The following is a 16427-nucleotide window of genomic DNA, read 5'->3' on the forward strand; positions in this document are numbered from 1 at the left end:
CGGCTCGACTATGTAAGTGCTTGCTAAAATACGTCAGAAGTATGAATTTTTTATTAATTCACAGCCCTGGCGGAAAAAGTGATAACGTATATCGCAACAACGCTACCCACTTCGGAGAATTTTGTGTCAGCAATTCAACTACCTGAATTTAGTGATGTTCAGGCTGCATCAGCGCGAATAAAAGGCAAGGTGCTACGCACGCCACTGTTGGAGTCTTCACTGTTGAACCGCTGGTTGGGCCAGCGCATTTTATTTAAAGTTGAATGTCTGCAAACCACGGGCGCCTTTAAACTACGCGGCGCGATGAATTTTCTAAGCAAGTTGGCCGAACAAGGCGCATTGCCCGAAAAAATCGTAGCCAACAGTTCAGGCAATCATGCTCAGGCGGTGGCATTTGCAGCGTCGCAATTCGATATACCGGCGTGCATTTATTCAACCGAGAACATCTCTGCAGTAAAAGCCGCGGCGACCAAAAGTTACGGGGCAGAGCTAAAGCTGTTTCCCACCCGCCCGCAGGCTGATGCGGCTGTGGCAGAGGCGGCAAAAGAAGCGGGGACAATTTGGATCCCGCCTTTTGATCATCCTGATATTATCGCTGGGCAAGGTACCGCTTGTATGGAAGCCATTGAGGATGCAGGAAAGGTCGATGCTATTTTTGCGCCGTGCGGTGGTGGCGGCCTGATATCGGGAACGTTACTTGCCGCCCGTGGACTCGCGCCAAACGCAAAAGTGATAGGTGCAGAACCGCAAGCTGCTAACGACGCATCCCGTTCATTGCAAAGTGGCATTATTGAATCGCTTCCCGGCCCGGCAGACACTCTGGCAGATGGTGCAGCAACGCCCTCTGTCGGTTTGCACACATTCCCCTTGCTGCAGCAATTAGACGATTTCTACGAAGTGGATGAAGTTCAAATTGCTTACTGGACGCAATGGCTCCAGCATCTGCTCAAAATCCATGTGGAGCCCACCAGCGCCCTTTCCATGTCTGCAGTGGTATCGTGGTCCCTCGAAGTGCCACCGGGTCAAACTGCGGTTGTTATTCTTACTGGCGGAAACATTAGTCAACAAAGTATGCATAAAATCTGGAGCACGGATTATTTGCTTCAGCCCCCTAACCTCACAGAACAAGAACAGGAACAATAATGAAAAATAAAAATACCTGGCGGATAAGTGTGTTGTCGCTGCTGTTTTCAGCATCCACAGCATTGGCCGATACCACACTGGTAAAGAACGTGTCGGGCTACACCCTTGATGATAGTGGTAAGCTAATATCGTTTTCGTCAATTCTTATTGAGGATGGCAAGGTTAAAACCCTTGATCCAACGAGCATGCGCGCTGATGCGGTAGTCGATGGCGATGGTAATGTGATGTTGCCCGGCTTGATAGACGCCCATGGGCACTTGCTGGGCCTCGGCAGCAGTTTGTTAGAAGTGGATGTACGAGACAGCCGTAGTGCTGCAGATGCTGCCAAGAAAGCCGCAGCCTATGCCTTTGCACATCAGAAGCAAGCATGGATTTTCGGCAGCGGCTGGAACCAGGAAGTCTGGCCGGATCGTAGTTTTCCTACCGCAGCGATATTGGATGCTGAAATCAGCAACCGTCCCGTATGGCTGACCCGGGTAGATGCGCATGCAGGATGGGCCAACACCAAAGCACTTGAATTAGCAGGTGTTACCAAAGATACGCCCGATCCAGTGGGCGGAAAAATCGTCCGCGATAGCGATGGCAACCCTTCCGGGGTACTCATTGACAACGCCATCGGACTAATGGAAAAGGTGATGCCTAAGGCAGGAGCGGCGTTATACCAGCAGCAACTTGATGCGGCAGGACAACACTTATTGTCTGTGGGGGTAACGGCTATGCACGATGCTGGTGTGCCCCATTCCGTATATGATTTCTACCTCGCTCGGGCTGCAGAGCAGACACTACCGGTGCGCATTTATGCCATGATCAGCGCCACCGACGATGACCTTGATAGCATGTTAGATAACGGACCGGTTCGCAGTGCTGACGACTTCCTCTTCATTCGTAGCGTAAAAGCGTACGGCGACGGCGCACTGGGCAGCCGCGGCGCCGCATTATTAGCACCTTATAGCGATGATCCCCACCAATCCGGTTTGTTGCTCACTCAGCCTGAAGAAATGGCGCCTCTTTTCTCAAAAGTACTCGGAGCAGGGTTTCAGCTTAACTTTCATGCCATCGGCGATCGTGCAAACAGGATGGCGCTGGACCAGTTTGAAACCACGATGAAGAAATTCCCGAACCGGGATTTCAGAAACCGTATCGAACATGCTCAGGTTATTCACCCTGACGACCTGCCCCGCTTTTCTGAACTTAACGTACTGCCTTCTATGCAACCGACTCACGCGACCAGCGATAAAAACATGGCAGAAGACCGTTTAGGTAAAGATCGAATGGAAGGTGCCTATGCATGGAAGACATTGCTAAACTCAGGCATTCCTATTCCGCTGGGCTCAGACTTCCCGGTAGAACTGGCAAACCCATTCTACGGTTTGCATGCAGCAGTTACCCGACAAGATCGCAACAATCAGCCGGTTGCAGGCTGGTATGCCCATGAAGCCATGACAGTTGAACAGGCTTTCCGGGGCTTTACGCTGGATGCCGCTTATGCCGCGCACATGGAAGACACTTTAGGCTCATTGACGCCGGGTAAATGGGCGGATTTCATTCTTGTCGATCAAGATATTTTTGATATTCCGGCACAAGATATCTGGAAAACGCAGGTGTTGGAAACCTGGAGTGCAGGTATTCAGGTGTTTAAAGAAAACAACCCAAAACTACCTGAATAAACAGAGGGGGTTCAGTGTTGTATTTTGAACACTGAACCCACTGTTTATGTTACGAAGGTGGCAGTAGCGGAGACAATACATACGCTACGATATTGCGGTATTTTCCTGCCGACACGAATTGCGCTTCATCAGCATCAAGCCCCACTCGCCGTGAAACCACTTCACCATTGCGAAGAATATAATTCACTTTTAGGGTAACCGCTGAGCCTGTAGCCCGGGTAGTTCCAGGTATTACCGATTGTTTTTGTTCTGTATTTTCCCAGACTGCAAGACCATTAACTCGCTCAATATTTTCTCTGTAAGGATGAATAAAAGCCATGCCCTGAACGTCAGGGTCTGATTCAAACAGGTCAGAGGCGGTTTTCTTAATGGCGTAATTCAACACTCCAGCATCAAGCATTCCAGTCGCAGAACTGTACAATCCTCCTTGTGAACCAGCAGCACTATAAAAATGCTGCTGGGTTTCTGCCTGGTGGTTTTGTAATTGCTTCTTAGCCAGAAATTCAGCGGAATCTGCAATAAACTGCCGGGTATAGGGTGAGAACGGGTCAGTAAACGCGGGGGGTAGCATTACAAAGTGCACACCGTCAGATTGGCTTTCATCAACGGGCAGTTCGATTGCCGGAGACGTTATCCTGGGATCAAAGAATATTGGCTCCAGCGTTTTACATCCGGTTATCCCCAGCAGAAGCAGCCCGGCAATGATTAGGTTTTTCATTACTTCTTGCGCTGCTTAATATTAGCGAGATGCGTGAACGCGAGATCCAGTGCGTTCGCCAATTGCGCTTCATCATCAAAAAGGTATTCGGCCGTTTTCATTTTGGCGTTGCCGTCATCATCAAAGCGGGCCAGCAACTCAATACCACCGCCGACAAAAGACAGATCTTTATACTCGGTGTCTTTAAAACTCAGGTAAATGTACGCACCTGGAAGGTGCCCGGTCTTCTCAACGAAGAAAGATCCAAGTACATCACCCGCATCGACTCCATCCTCCAGAAAGTCCTCTGATTGTCCATACCAGTCTGCGGTGTAGCCCAGCAGGAAGTTATTTGAGAAGTGAGCCTGCGTGATATCAATTCCGGCAAACAGAAAGATATCAACATTGAGTTTTTCCTTCGTTTCTCTCAATGCCTGATTATATAACTGGTCATACAATGCTTCATTTATCTGACCCGTATTTGAATTGTAGAGGTCAGGGGTTTCTTTTTTCAGTTCTTTCAGGCGTTTGTAGAAGCTGCTGGCATCCACGGTTTTGAAACCCGCCTCTGCCAGCTTGGTTTCAATGCGTGGCTTATAGAATTGTTTTAGTTTTGGGGCAAAGTATTCAAGACCTTCAGGCACATCAAAACTGACCAGACCAACCGTCTGATAATTAGTAACAAGACTTTTAGTGTTCAGGTAATCGGGTGTAGATTTACAGCCGGAAACGGCAAATAGCACAAGAATAAATACCAGTAGTTTGTTCATGCAATACTTCCATGTGAAGGAGATTTCGTACTACGTCCGGCACTTTGCACTGAAATGTTATGTTCTCAGCGGCTATGCTGAACAGCGAAAATTGAGATTATCAACTCAAAACTCTTTTTACAATTGCTTTACAACGGTAAAAAGATGATTTCCATCCCCACTATGCAATGGTATTTACTGACATCTACAATGTTGCGATAAGTTATTTATTATTAACAAAAAAGGAGGTTTTACACCTCCTTTTGATAAACTTACCAAAGTGTTTTTATCCACTTTTCTGTACTGATAAAGTTCCAGCTCCAACTGTCCCACTGGCTACCCAGGCCTTTCTCAATTGCCTGCTCCTGAGTGAGTCCATCCGCTTTCATTTTCTCTACTGTGCTGCGGGTTTCTTCAATCATCGCGAGAAAGTTTTCGTAGTCAGCTTTGTCTGCCAACGGGCCATGACCGGGAATAATGATGGTATCGTCATCAATTTTACCCAGTAAGGTTTTCACCGCCGCCACGTATCCATCAACGCTGCCACCGGAACTTAAATCAATAAACGGAAATCGTTTATTGAAGAACAGATCACCAGTGTGCATGACATTCGGCTCTTTAAACCACACCACACTATCGCCATCGGTATGACCGTGTTCGAGGTGAAAAACGTTGAGGGTTTCGTTATTAAAGTGAATGGTAATGCCATCTGCGAACGTCACCACGGGCAACGCGCCCGGAGCAACTTTTTCATCTGACGCCAAACGAACACGCACATTTTCGTGGGCGAAAATTGTGCTGTCTTTGTGGTCGTGGAAGAATGCGTTGGCGCCAGTGTGGTCGCCGTGGAAATGGGTATTTACCAGATATTTAGGTGCATCGTTACCCAATTCTTTCAGTGCGGCCGCAATCTTTTCAGCCAGTGGCGCAAACTGATCATCAATAATGAGAATACCGTCTTCACCGGCAGATACGCCGATATTGCCACCGGCGCCTTCAAACATATGTACTGAACCGCGCAGCGGCGTATCTTTTATTTTAACGTTATCAAAATCCTGAGCGAATGCGCCACCTGTGCAGCCAATAAGCGTGACTACCGCTATCAACGAATTAATTTTTTGTTTAACTGGAAATATCATCTTCTTTCCCTGTTTACGTGTGTTATGGCTGATACGTAGCTTACAAATGAACAGTGCATTTGCAGTTCAGGTTTACCTGATGTCGCTTCAACGGTATCCGTTAGTCCGGATTATGCTCGTCAATATAACGAAATCTCGGTACAGCTTCGCCATCAACCTCTACATTCTCAACAAACATCTCCAGTGGTCTTACCCACAACGCTCTGTCGCCGTATTCGGGGCGATAGACGACCAATTTAGTTTCGTCTTCGGAATGGGTAGCCACACCAATAACAGTATAAAAGTTGCCTTTATAATGCTGATAAGTTCCGGGTTTAATGCTGTTTGGCACCTTAGTCATCCTCCAAAGGTAGCTTTAATTGTTCAACAGATGTTCCGTCAGCCAGACCAATATGAATACCCACCAGCCTCACACCTCTTCCCCTTGAACGCTGCCAGGCTTCGTCGAGGAGTTCATAAAAGAAAGGCGCTTCAATATCGTGATGCCGGTGCTCTACTGTGGTCTGTTGAAAATCCTGGAATTTTAGCTTAACACCCTGCGAGCGTATGAGGCAGCGTTTTGCGCCAGATTTCTGTAAATGTGACGCTATTCGTTGCTGCATTTTCTCCCACAACGCAGGGATAACGTCCCGGCACTCCTCTAGCGAGTGTAAATCTGTGCTAAAGGTACGTTCAACACCTATGGATTTGCGTTCCCGAGTGGTATTAACATCACGATCATCAATACCGTGAGCACGATTCCACAACACGGTGCCAAATTTCCCCAGCTCCTTTTGCAAACGCTCGAAGGGGTATTTCCGCACGTCAGCACAATTATGCAAACCCAAACGCTGCAACTTTTGTTGCGTCACCTTACCTACCCCGGGAATTTTAGCCAATGGCATGGCACGAACGAAACTATCGAGTTTGTCCGGCGTGATCACACACAGGCCATCGGGCTTGTTTTCATCACTGGCAACTTTGGCTACAAACTTACAAGGAGCGACACCAGCAGACGCGGTTAGATTCAGCTCTTGCTTGATTCGCCGGCGAATATCTTCAGCGATTAACGTGGCGCTGCCATTAAACAAGCGCGTGTGTGTGACATCAAGGTAGGCTTCATCGAGTGATAAGGGTTCGATGAGATCGGTGTAATCGTTGAATATTTCGCGGATTTTCTGGCTTTCTCTAACGTAAACATCCATGCGGCCAGGTACGAGAATGAGATCAGGGCACAAACGTTTCGCATAAGCGGTAGCCATAGCCGAACGTACACCGTATTTACGCGCAGGGTAGTTGCAGGTAGAAATAACGCCACGGCGGTCAGAGCTGCCGCCAATAGCTATGGGCTTATGGGTTAACGACGGATTATCACGCATCTCAACTGCCGCGTAGAAGCAATCCATATCAACGTGAATGATTTTCCGCACATCGCCACCACACTGTATACATACACAGCATTTTAACGAAAATTGCCAGCAATGGAAGTGTTTAATTGGTCTGCTCTAATACTCCTCTTCTCTTTGCTGAATAAAGCAGATTTTTTGCAAAGTATTATTTCGCCCTTGCTAAAAAATTTCTGAAAATTTATCCACGCCACCTATAAATCTGTTTTTATTTCATTTTTATGAATTTAAATATTAAGTGACGCCTATCTGCCTGTACCGCCCTGTTGCTGTATCTCGCAGCGAAATACTCACCCGCGCAATACGTGTCTATTCCGATACGAGATTATGCGACGTTATACGTTACAGCCCCCACCTATCCGTAGTATAGATTTCGTGCTGCTTAGCAAAAGTAGCTTTTACAACGCTTGCGTATCGCCGTTTCATTTAGCCGATTTTTTAGTCGACGGAACGGCCAAGGAAAAACAATAAAGCCATCTGAAATGGCGTGCACAGGCCGGTTAAACACCCCGAAGTAGCGCTCCGCAGAGAGCGAGTGGGAAAAAATAACGACAAGACAGGAAAATAAATGTCCAAATCATACACATTTCCAACCAAAACCCTTATTGCAACGTCATTAAGCTTAATTGCTCTGTCGGCGAATGCGATTACTGAAACCAGCGGCGCAGGTCCGATCAAGGTAGCGTCATCGCCCCTAACACCATTAGATTTGAAAGAACTTCGGGCGCTCCAGCGCAATGCAAGGGGTGGCGCGGAAGAGCGCTATATTGTGACCTTCAAGACAGGTATTGCTGAAGAAACAGAATCTGGCCTGGAGACTACCAGCAAAGCCAATCCGCGGGCGATGTCAGTAGCATCAGTGAAATCGGCCATTCAGCGTGTAGGTGGTAAAACACATAAAGTAATGTCACGCCATGGTATGGCGTCGGTAACGCTTAACAAGAAAGCACTCAATGCGCTTATGAAAAACAAAGACATTGAGGTTGCTCCCGATCCAAAACGCCACCTGATGGCGCAGACCACACCTTACGGTTACAACATGGTTCAGGCAAACCAACTTTTCCAGTCTGATACCAGTGCCCGTAAAGTGTGTATTATCGACACAGGCTACAATCTTGGGCATCCCGATCTTCCCGGTCAAAATGACGGTGTTACCGGCCAGGGGAATAACAGTGCGGTTGGTAACTGGTATAACGATGGGAACGGTCATGGCACACACGTGGCAGGCACCATTGCTGCCTACGACAACACAGAGGGCGTGATTGGCGTTTATCCCGGCGTAAACTTACACATAGTGAAGATTTTTGATGATAGCGGCAGTTGGACTTACGCTTCAGATATCATCACCGCCATCGACCAATGTCAGGATGCTGGCGCCGACGTGGTAAACATGAGTTTGGGCGGAGCGGGTTCATCGTCAGCAGAAGCCAATGCGATGCAAGGCTTTGTTGATGACAACATGCTATTGGTTGCCGCTGCTGGTAACGATGGCAACAGTTCCCTTTCTTATCCGGCATCTTACGATGCAGTTGTTTCAGTTGCTGCCGTAGACTCTGGTAAGAACCGTGCGAGCTATTCTCAGTATAACTCACAGGTTGAAATCTCAGCCCCTGGTAGCTCGGTCTATTCAACCTATCCTACAAACAGCTATGCGACTCTTAACGGTACATCCATGGCGACCCCTCATGTTGCAGGTGCAGCGGCACTGGTATGGAGCTTTCACCCTCAGTGTAGCGCAAGTCAGATACGCAGTGCATTAGCAGCAACTGCGGAAGACCGTGGCAGCGCAGGTCGTGATAACTATTACGGCTATGGTCTGGTTCGCGTGGGAGAAGCCAACAGCTACCTGAACAACAATGGTTGTGATGGCAGTGGGGATGGCGGCGGTACGCCAACGGAACCCGGTGTAGAACCGGTATCAGGTCAACTTACTGGTCTTTCTGGTTCACGTTCAGCTTGGGATCGATACACCTGGACCATCCCCGCTGGCGTTTCCACTATGACCATTCAGATTGCCGGTGGCAGTGGCGATGCAGATCTCTACGTGCGATACGGCTCTCAGCCCACGACCAGTGCGTACAATTGTCGCCCATATAAGAGTGGCAACAACGAAGTATGTACCTTCACTGCACCTGAAGCGGGAACATGGCATATCGGACTGCGCGCATATAGCACCTATAGCAATGTAACCATGAGCTATTCTTACGAGTAATCCCAACCTCTCGTAGAATAAAAAAGGCCGGTACAAGATGTATCGGCCTTTCTTTACACTGTTAATTCAGCGTACCCATTACAGGATCTGGTTGTCTTTCCATTCCGCAATTTTCTTCTGACGGGCTTCTTCTCTTTCCATGCGCGCTTTTTTCCGGTCGCAAGGCTCCGGGCAATCACAGGCCTTTTCAATACCCAGCGCACCTAACCCGCCGCAGCTACCGGCGATAGACTTCTTTTGCACCATGTATCCAACACCCATGGCCATCACCATGGCGAGAAAGAATACGAATGCGAGAATAAAGGTGGACATAGTTAACGACTCCTAATTTTTCACTTCAACGATTTCATCGAACTGTGGCGAAGCATATTCTTCAAATCCGTCTTTCGTTCGTTTGATCAGAAATACGGCTAAATCCTCTTTCTCCGCAAGCGCTTTTGCTTCATCCCAGCCCATCACGTTAAATGCCGTAGCTAAACCATCAGCTGTCATTGATGACGGATGCACCACAGTAACCGACACCAGATTATGGGTGATTGGTGATCCCGTGCGCGGGTCAATCAAATGCGAATAACGTTTGCCATCCATCTCATAGTAATTGCGGTAGTCACCCGACGTTGCAATTGCATTGGTACCCACTGAGACAATTTTCTGTACAGAGCGTTCCGTTGACACGGGTTTCTCAATGGCTATCAACCATTCCTCACCATTGCCCCGTTCGCCCTTCACGCGCATTTCGCCGCCGATTTCTACCAGATAATCATGTACGTTATTCTTCTCCATGATTTCCGCAACCTGATCGACACCATAGCCCTTGGCGATGGTCGATAGGTCAACGTAAACCATTGGGTGCAACTTACGCAATCCATCCGGCGTCATATTGATTTTATCAAGACCAACATAGGCGCGCACTTCTGCAACTTGCTCTTCGCTAGGTACTTTTTCAGGGCGCTTATTCGGACCAAACCCCCAAAGGTTTACCAACGGGCCTACCGTTACATCCAATACACCGTGACTAAGTTCACCGAGTCTAAGCGCTTCATTCACTACTTTCGTTGTTTCAGCACTCAGAGCCACAGGCGTTGTGTAACGATTCTGATTGAAGCGAGATAATTCTGACGTTGGGTCGTAGGTAGACATCAGCTTATTGATTTCTACCAAACGCGCATCGATCTCATCCTGCAGACCTTCAATTTGTCCGCGTTCATCAATCACATACTTTACATTGTAGGTTGTCCCCATGGTGTTGCCATGAAGATGAACAACCTGTTTTGCTTCCTGAGCACAGGCACTCAGAAGCAGACCAGCAAGAAAAACGATACCAATCCGCAAATACTGACTAATCACTTGTTATCCTTTATCGACTAAAAAAGGGGGCTAAGCCCCCTTTTCAATTATACCGTTTGCTGATTAACCACCAAAGTCATCAAGCATGATATTTTCGTCTTCTACCCCAAGATCTTTCAGCATGTTAATAACAGCTGCGTTCATCACAGGAGGACCACACATGTAGAATTCACAGTCTTCCGGTGCTGGGTGGTCTTTCAGGTAGTTTTCCAACAATACGTTGTGGATGAAACCTGTTGCACCAGTCCAGTTATCTTCAGGCTGCGCATCAGACAGTGCGACGTGCCATTCGAAGTTATCATTCTCTTTGGCCAGTTCGTCGAAATCTTCTACGTAGAACATTTCGCGCAGTGAACGGGCACCGTACCAGAATGAAATCTTACGGGTTGATTTCAGTCGACGAAGCTGGTCGAAGATATGTGAACGCATTGGCGCCATACCTGCACCACCACCGATGAATACCATTTCTGCGTCAGTCTCTTTAGCGAAGAATTCACCGAACGGACCAGAGATAGTCGCTTTATCACCTTCTTTCAGGCTCCAGATGTAAGAAGACATCTTGCCCGCAGGCAGAGACAGATTATTAGGCGGCGGCGTAGCGATACGCACGTTCAGCATAATAATACCTTCTTCTTCAGGGTAGTTAGCCATTGAGTAGGCACGGATGGTCTCGTCATCAACTTTAGATTCGATGTCGAAGAAACCAAAACGTTCCCAGTCTGGACGATACTCTTCAGGAATATCGTAATCCTTATATTTCACGTGGTGAGCAGGTGCTTCGATCTGAATATAACCACCAGCACGGAAAGGAACGCTTTCACCGTTAGGAATTTTAAGCTTAAGCTCTTTGATGAAGGTCGCTTTGTTGTCGTTGGAGATAACTTCGCAATCCCACTTCTTAACACCAAAGATTTCTTCTTCCAGCTCAATCTTCATGTCTTGCTTAATCGCGACCTGACATGACAGACGGCAACCTTCACGCGCTTCACGCTTAGTGATGTGATCAAGTTCGGTAGGCAGAATCTCACCACCACCTTCTTTGATGTCTACACGACACTGGCCACAAGAACCACCGCCACCACAAGCAGATGATACGAAGATACCCGCTTCTGCCAGCGCGCCTAACAGCTTGCCGCCAGGCTGAGTAGTAATCGCTTTCTCAGGATCGTCGTTGATCATGATAGTTACGTCACCGCTTGGTACCAACTTAGATTTGGCAAACATGATAATAAATACCAGTGCCAGAACGATGACAATAAACATGCCAACGCCAAGTAACATTTCAATACTCATTTATATGCTCCTTTGCGTTATTACAGCGCGATACCAGTGAAAGACTGGAAGCCTAACGCCATCAGACCCGCAATCATGAACACAGAGCCCAGACCACGAATACCATCAGGCATATCAGCATACTTCAGTTTTTCGCGAACAGCCGCCAGCAGTACAATTGCTAACGCCCAGCCGATGCCGCTACCAACACCGTACACGAAGCTCTCACCCAGGCTGTATTCACGTTGAACCGCGAATGCAACACCACCGAAGATTGCACAGTTAACTGTGATCAGTGGCAGGAAGATACCCAGTGCGTTGTAAAGTGCAGGGAAGAACTTATCCAGCGCCATTTCCAGGATCTGAACCAACGCAGCGATAACGCCGATGAAGGTCAGGAAGTTCAGGAAGCTCAGGTCCGCATCAGGGAAGCCAGCCCAAGCAAGTGCGCCCGGAGCCAGAATGTTTACGTAGATGATCTGGTTAACTGGAACAGAAATACCCAGTACCACGATAACCGCTACACCCAGACCCATCGCTGTTTTAACTTTCTTGGATACGGCCAAAAACGTACACATACCCAGAAACAATGACAGCGCCATATTTTCGATAAAAATCGAACGAACAAATAAAGACAGATAATGTTCCATGACCATTACTCCTTAGGCTCAACCTGTTCAGGACGCAGGGTGCGCAGAATCCACACCATACCACCGATCAGGAAGAATGAGCTGAAAGGCAGGATAAGCAGGCCGTTCGCCTGATACCAGCCACCGTTTTGTACCAGAGGCAGAATTTCGAAACCTAAGATGGTGCCGAAGCCGAACAGTTCTTTCACTGTACCGATACAAATCAGTATGAAGGAGTAACCCAGGCCATTACCAATACCGTCTAAGAAGCTCATCAGCGGAGGACTCTTCATCGCATACGCTTCTGCACGACCCATTACGATACAGTTGGTAATAATCAGACCAACGAACACCGAAAGCTGCTTGGATATCTCATAAGAGTAAGCTTTCAGAATCTGGTCTACCACGATTACCAGCGACGCGATAATCGTCATCTGGATGATGATCCGCACGCTTGATGGGATTTGGTTCCGGATTGCGGAAATAAACAAGTTGGAGAACGCCGTTACGCTGGTCAGGGCCAGAGCCATAACCAGAGCCGTTTCCAGCTTAGTAGTAATCGCCAGAGCTGAACAGATACCAAGTACCTGCAGGGCGATTGGGTTGTTGTCGAGAATCGGTCCAAAGAGGACCTTTTTCATTTCTTTAGTGTCAGCCACGATAAGTATCCTTTATGAACGCCATGCTTGTTTCTTAAGGAAAGGACCGAAGCCCTGCTCGCCTACCCAGTACTGAATGGTGTTTTCAACACCGTTACTGGTCAGGGTCGCGCCGGAAAGTGCGTCAACAGAGTATGGGCTTTCAGGGTTAGCGTTTTTCTTAACCTCGATAGCCACGTCGCCGTCTTTATACAGCTTCTTACCATCCCACTTAGCCTGCCAGGATGGGTTCTGCACTTCACCGCCAAGTCCTGGCGTTTCTTTTTGCTGATAATAGATAAGCTCTTTCACAGTCTGGCCATCAGCTTTAACAGCCAGGAAACCGTACATCAGATCCCACAGACCACTACCATGAACTGGCAGAATCACGCGGGAAACATCACCAGCTTCGTCTTCAACCAGGTAAACACTTGCTACCTTTGCGCGTCGCTGGAAGCCAACATTACTGTTTTCAACCTTGATGCTGGTTTCGTCTTCTTTAGCCGCTTTGTACATGTCGTAGTCTTCAGACGGCTTTTCAGTGAATTCACCAGTACTTAAATCAACATAACGCGTTTGGACGAACTCTTTAAACGTTGCATCGATTTCGTCACTGCTCATGCCCATTTTGTAAAGGCCTGCAGCAGTAAGAATGTTAGTTTGCTTATCGAGCTTAGCATTAGCCTGCTGCTGAGAGCGCAGACCTACCGCAGCACCTGATACGATAATGGAGCAAACAAGACAGACGGCAACAACAACGCCAACTGTTTTTCCTAAAGTTTCTTTCTTAGCCGACACGAGCTACCCTCCGCTTAATATTGCTTTGCGCGACGAAATAGTCGAACAGTGGCGCCCACAGGTTGGCAAACAGAATTGCCAGCATTACACCTTCAGGGAAGGCCGGGTTGAGCACACGTACAAGTACGGTCATGAAACCGATGAAGATACCGTAAGCCCACTTACCCTGGTTGGTAAATGACGCAGATACCGGATCAGTTGCCATGAAGAACATTGCGAAAGCCAGACCGCCGACAACAAAGTGCCATTGCGCAGGCATTGCAAACATCGGGTTAGTGTCGCTGCCGATCATGTTCAGTAAGGTTGCGAAGAACGCCACACCTACCGCTACACCCGCAACGATTCGCCAGCTGGCAATACGCATGTAGATGATGAACAGACCACCCAGCATAATTGCTAAGGTTGAGGTTTCGCCTGAAGAACCCTGAATGAAACCGAAGAAATGGTCCCACCATGCAGCGGTATCAGAGAAGTCGTAGCCAGTTGTTGCCGCTTGACCCAGGGTAGTTGCACCCGAGTAACCGTCAGCCGCTACCCATACTTTGTCGCCAGACATTGCTGCTGGATACGCGAAGTAAAGGAATGCACGACCTGCCAGAGCAGGGTTAAGGAAGTTACGACCGGTACCACCAAAGACTTCTTTAGCGATAACCACACCGAAGGTAATACCCAGTGCAACCTGCCACAGAGGCACAGTAGCAGGCATTGTCAGTGCGAACAGTACAGACGTTACGAAGAAGCCTTCATTTACTTCGTGCTTACGTACAGAAGCAAACAGCACTTCCCAGAAACCACCTACCGCAAATGTTACCGCGTAGATTGGCAACCAGAAGCAGGCACCGTAGAAGAACAGACCCAGGCCACTGGCGTTAGCGATATCGCCGCCCAGCGCAGTGAACAGGCCAGCCTGCCATGAATCAGGTAGAGATGCACCGCCAGCAATAGCGTCTTGCGCTTGCAGGCCGATGTTATACATACCGAAGAACATTGCCGGGAAAGTCGCGATCCACACCATAATCATGATGCGTTTCAGATCGATACTGTCACGTACGTGGGTACCGGCTTTGTTAACCATACCAGGAGTGTAGAAGATGGTTGCAGCTGCTTCGTACAGGGCATACCACTTTTCGTACTTTCCACCTGGCTCGAAATTTGGTTCGATTTTTTCCAGATAGGCTTTTAAACCCATGACTTAACCCTCTTTCTCAATGGTGGTCAGACAGTTACGCAGAATTGGACCGTAGCTGTATTTGCCTGGGCACACGTAGGTACACAGCGCTAAATCTTCTTCGTCCAACTCCAAACAACCCATAGCCTGAGCACTGTCGGTGTCGCCTGCAATCAGGTCACGCAGTAACAGTGTTGGAAGAATATCCAGAGGCATAACACGCTCGTAGTTACCGATTGGAACCATAGAACGTTCTGAACCGTTGGTAGTGGTAGTCATGTCGAAATCTTTGCTACCCAGGTGACCCAAGTAAGCACGGGTTACTGAGTGCTTGTCTGAACCAGGGGTGATCCAGCCAAGGAATTTCTTCTCACGACCTTCCATCAGCGCAGACACCTGTAGGTGATAGCGACCAAGGAAACCATGAACACCGCGTGCAGTGGTACCGTTCAATACAGAACCAGAAACCGTGCGCACTTCACCTTCGTTAAGCTCACCGGCAGTCAGTTCAGCGATATCTGCACCCAGTAACGTACGTACCAGACGAGGATTTTTCGCTGCAGGACCAGCCAAAGAAACAACGCGACGGTTATCAACTTCACCCGTAGTCACGAAGGCACCGAAAGCTAATACGTCTTGGTAATTAATTGACCAAACGATTTTCTTCGCACCTGCCGAATCTAAGTAATGAATGTGCGTACCAGCCAGGCCTGCCGGGTGTGGACCACCGAACTCTTCAACATCAACGGCTGCATCGCCGGTAGATACTGAAGCACCTGCTGCTTTACACACGTATACCTTACCGCCTGAAAGTTGCTTAAGCACTTTTAAGCCAGCAACAAAATCGTCGCTACGCTCAGCGATGATTACTGCAGGATCTGCAGCCAGTGGGTTGGTATCCATTGCGTTAACAAAGATGGATGAAGGAGTAGAACCTACCGCAGGTACTTTACTGAATGGACGGGTGCGTAAAGCAGTCCATAGACCGGAGTCTACCAGTGAAGTTTGCAGTTGTTCCTTGGATGCGCTAGCGATCTGGTCTGCAGCAATTTTGTCGAAAGTAACAGCTTCGCTGCCTTCGATTTTAATTACAACAGATTGAAGAACACGTTTGGCGCCGCGGTTTACTTCTACCACTTCGCCCGCAGCCGGTGCAGTGAACTTCACGCCTGGATTCTTTTTGTCTTCAAAAAGAATCTGGCCTTTAGCCACTTTGTCACCAACCTGGACATGCATGGTAGGACGCATGCCAACATATTCTTCTCCCAGAACGGCAACGCGCGTGACAGCAGCTCCATCGGAGATTTGCTGTTGCGGCGCTCCCTTGATAGGGAGGTCGAGACCTTTCTTGATTTTTATCATACGTAATCGCACTACTCTAATAGAAGAACCCTTATGCATAACTGCAGCCTGAGCTGCCTGCATGCAGAAGCGCACTTCTTAATCAGGTATCCGTCACCCAAAGTTTTATTGAATTTCCGTTGCAGCGTTCTCACCAACCAGTTTCTGGCGGTAAATCTCGATACGTGCCGAGAATATCTTATTATTAGGGCCGTTGTTTTTACTGAAACCAGCCCCATAGC

16 protein-coding genes are annotated in these 16427 nt (G+C 48.2%); 3 read left to right on the forward strand and 13 right to left on the reverse strand.

The features are described from left to right. Nucleotides 1-132 precede the first annotated feature (132 nt). Together ACXAGX_RS00345 and ACXAGX_RS00350 are read left to right on the forward strand one after the other, a co-directional pair. A complete protein-coding gene (locus ACXAGX_RS00345; RefSeq protein WP_474836801.1) occupies nucleotides 133-1143 on the forward strand; it encodes a serine/threonine dehydratase in 1011 nt (336 codons plus the stop codon). After that, nucleotides 1143-2810: an amidohydrolase gene (locus tag ACXAGX_RS00350; RefSeq protein ID WP_474835954.1), complete on the forward strand. Its 1668-nt coding sequence runs from the start codon at nucleotides 1143-1145 to the stop codon at nucleotides 2808-2810. Before ACXAGX_RS00345 ends, ACXAGX_RS00350 begins: the two co-directional genes overlap by 1 nt. A gap of 49 nt (nucleotides 2811-2859) precedes the next feature. Here the strand turns inward: ACXAGX_RS00350 and ACXAGX_RS00355 are convergent, their stop codons facing one another. The 5 genes from ACXAGX_RS00355 to dinB form a co-directional block, all read right to left on the reverse strand. Continuing rightward, nucleotides 2860-3528, reverse strand: coding sequence for a hypothetical protein (locus ACXAGX_RS00355; protein WP_474835955.1), 669 nt, complete (start codon nucleotides 3526-3528; stop codon nucleotides 2860-2862). Further along, nucleotides 3528-4277, reverse strand: a complete 750-nt coding sequence (locus ACXAGX_RS00360; protein WP_474835956.1) for a hypothetical protein — start codon at nucleotides 4275-4277, stop codon at nucleotides 3528-3530. Before ACXAGX_RS00360 ends, ACXAGX_RS00355 begins: the two co-directional genes overlap by 1 nt. 251 nt (nucleotides 4278-4528) lie before the next feature. Continuing rightward, on the reverse strand, nucleotides 4529-5395 hold the full coding sequence (locus ACXAGX_RS00365; RefSeq protein ID WP_474821675.1) for an MBL fold metallo-hydrolase: 867 nt from the start codon (nucleotides 5393-5395) through the stop codon (nucleotides 4529-4531). A gap of 100 nt (nucleotides 5396-5495) precedes the next feature. Continuing rightward, complete coding sequence (locus ACXAGX_RS00370) at nucleotides 5496-5726, reverse strand: DUF1653 domain-containing protein (RefSeq protein WP_474835957.1); 231 nt, start codon at nucleotides 5724-5726, stop codon at nucleotides 5496-5498. 1 nt (nucleotide 5727) lies between these two features. Next, on the reverse strand, nucleotides 5728-6804 hold the full coding sequence (gene dinB / locus ACXAGX_RS00375) for a DNA polymerase IV (RefSeq protein ID WP_474821679.1): 1077 nt from the start codon (nucleotides 6802-6804) through the stop codon (nucleotides 5728-5730). A gap of 544 nt (nucleotides 6805-7348) precedes the next feature. Between dinB and ACXAGX_RS00380 the strand changes: the two genes are divergently transcribed. Further along, complete coding sequence (locus ACXAGX_RS00380; RefSeq protein WP_474835958.1) at nucleotides 7349-8992, forward strand: S8 family serine peptidase; 1644 nt, start codon at nucleotides 7349-7351, stop codon at nucleotides 8990-8992. Between the two features lie 78 nt (nucleotides 8993-9070). On the opposite strand, the gene nqrM is transcribed toward ACXAGX_RS00380, so the two are convergent. From nqrM to ACXAGX_RS00420, 8 genes are all read right to left on the reverse strand, one after another. Beyond that, nucleotides 9071-9304 (reverse strand): (Na+)-NQR maturation NqrM, encoded by a 234-nt coding sequence (gene nqrM, locus ACXAGX_RS00385; protein ID WP_474821683.1) that lies wholly within the window; start codon nucleotides 9302-9304, stop codon nucleotides 9071-9073. Between the two features lie 12 nt (nucleotides 9305-9316). Then, on the reverse strand, nucleotides 9317-10339 hold the full coding sequence (locus tag ACXAGX_RS00390; RefSeq protein ID WP_474821685.1) for an FAD:protein FMN transferase: 1023 nt from the start codon (nucleotides 10337-10339) through the stop codon (nucleotides 9317-9319). Between the two features lie 63 nt (nucleotides 10340-10402). Beyond that, a complete protein-coding gene (gene nqrF, locus ACXAGX_RS00395) occupies nucleotides 10403-11632 on the reverse strand; it encodes an NADH:ubiquinone reductase (Na(+)-transporting) subunit F (RefSeq protein WP_474821687.1) in 1230 nt (409 codons plus the stop codon). A 20-nt stretch (nucleotides 11633-11652) separates the two neighbouring features. Beyond that, entirely contained in the window at nucleotides 11653-12261 is a 609-nt protein-coding gene (gene nqrE, locus ACXAGX_RS00400) for an NADH:ubiquinone reductase (Na(+)-transporting) subunit E (RefSeq protein WP_474821691.1), read from the reverse strand. A 5-nt stretch (nucleotides 12262-12266) separates the two neighbouring features. After that, nucleotides 12267-12899 (reverse strand): NADH:ubiquinone reductase (Na(+)-transporting) subunit D, encoded by a 633-nt coding sequence (locus ACXAGX_RS00405; protein ID WP_070125457.1) that lies wholly within the window; start codon nucleotides 12897-12899, stop codon nucleotides 12267-12269. Nucleotides 12900-12911: 12 nt separating this feature from the next. Continuing rightward, nucleotides 12912-13676, reverse strand: a complete 765-nt coding sequence (locus tag ACXAGX_RS00410; protein ID WP_474821695.1) for a Na(+)-translocating NADH-quinone reductase subunit C — start codon at nucleotides 13674-13676, stop codon at nucleotides 12912-12914. Further along, nucleotides 13666-14865, reverse strand: coding sequence for an NADH:ubiquinone reductase (Na(+)-transporting) subunit B (locus ACXAGX_RS00415; RefSeq protein WP_474821697.1), 1200 nt, complete (start codon nucleotides 14863-14865; stop codon nucleotides 13666-13668). Before ACXAGX_RS00415 ends, ACXAGX_RS00410 begins: the two co-directional genes overlap by 11 nt. A 3-nt stretch (nucleotides 14866-14868) precedes the next feature. Then, nucleotides 14869-16206 carry a Na(+)-translocating NADH-quinone reductase subunit A gene (locus ACXAGX_RS00420; protein WP_474822432.1) on the reverse strand — a complete coding sequence of 446 codons (1338 nt, stop codon included), beginning with the start codon at nucleotides 16204-16206 and terminating at the stop codon, nucleotides 14869-14871. Nucleotides 16207-16427 lie beyond the last annotated feature (221 nt).

It is taken from the genome of Alteromonas sp. ABV4_515, from assembly GCF_056160345.1.

Excerpts from the sequence above, each read along its gene's own strand:
- ACXAGX_RS00350 (WP_474835954.1), top strand. The coding sequence starts at position 1,143 with ATGAAAAATAAAAATACCTGGCGGATAAGTGTGTTGTCGCTGCTGTTT.
- ACXAGX_RS00355 (WP_474835955.1), bottom strand. The coding sequence starts at position 3,528 with ATGAAAAACCTAATCATTGCCGGGCTGCTTCTGCTGGGGATAACCGGA.
- ACXAGX_RS00360 (WP_474835956.1), bottom strand. The coding sequence starts at position 4,277 with ATGAACAAACTACTGGTATTTATTCTTGTGCTATTTGCCGTTTCCGGC.
- ACXAGX_RS00365 (WP_474821675.1), bottom strand. The coding sequence starts at position 5,395 with ATGATATTTCCAGTTAAACAAAAAATTAATTCGTTGATAGCGGTAGTC.
- ACXAGX_RS00380 (WP_474835958.1), top strand. The coding sequence starts at position 7,349 with ATGTCCAAATCATACACATTTCCAACCAAAACCCTTATTGCAACGTCA.
- nqrM (WP_474821683.1), bottom strand. The coding sequence starts at position 9,304 with ATGTCCACCTTTATTCTCGCATTCGTATTCTTTCTCGCCATGGTGATG.
- nqrF (WP_474821687.1), bottom strand. The coding sequence starts at position 11,632 with ATGAGTATTGAAATGTTACTTGGCGTTGGCATGTTTATTGTCATCGTT.
- nqrE (WP_474821691.1), bottom strand. The coding sequence starts at position 12,261 with ATGGAACATTATCTGTCTTTATTTGTTCGTTCGATTTTTATCGAAAAT.
- ACXAGX_RS00415 (WP_474821697.1), bottom strand. The coding sequence starts at position 14,865 with ATGGGTTTAAAAGCCTATCTGGAAAAAATCGAACCAAATTTCGAGCCA.
- ACXAGX_RS00420 (WP_474822432.1), bottom strand. The coding sequence starts at position 16,206 with ATGATAAAAATCAAGAAAGGTCTCGACCTCCCTATCAAGGGAGCGCCG.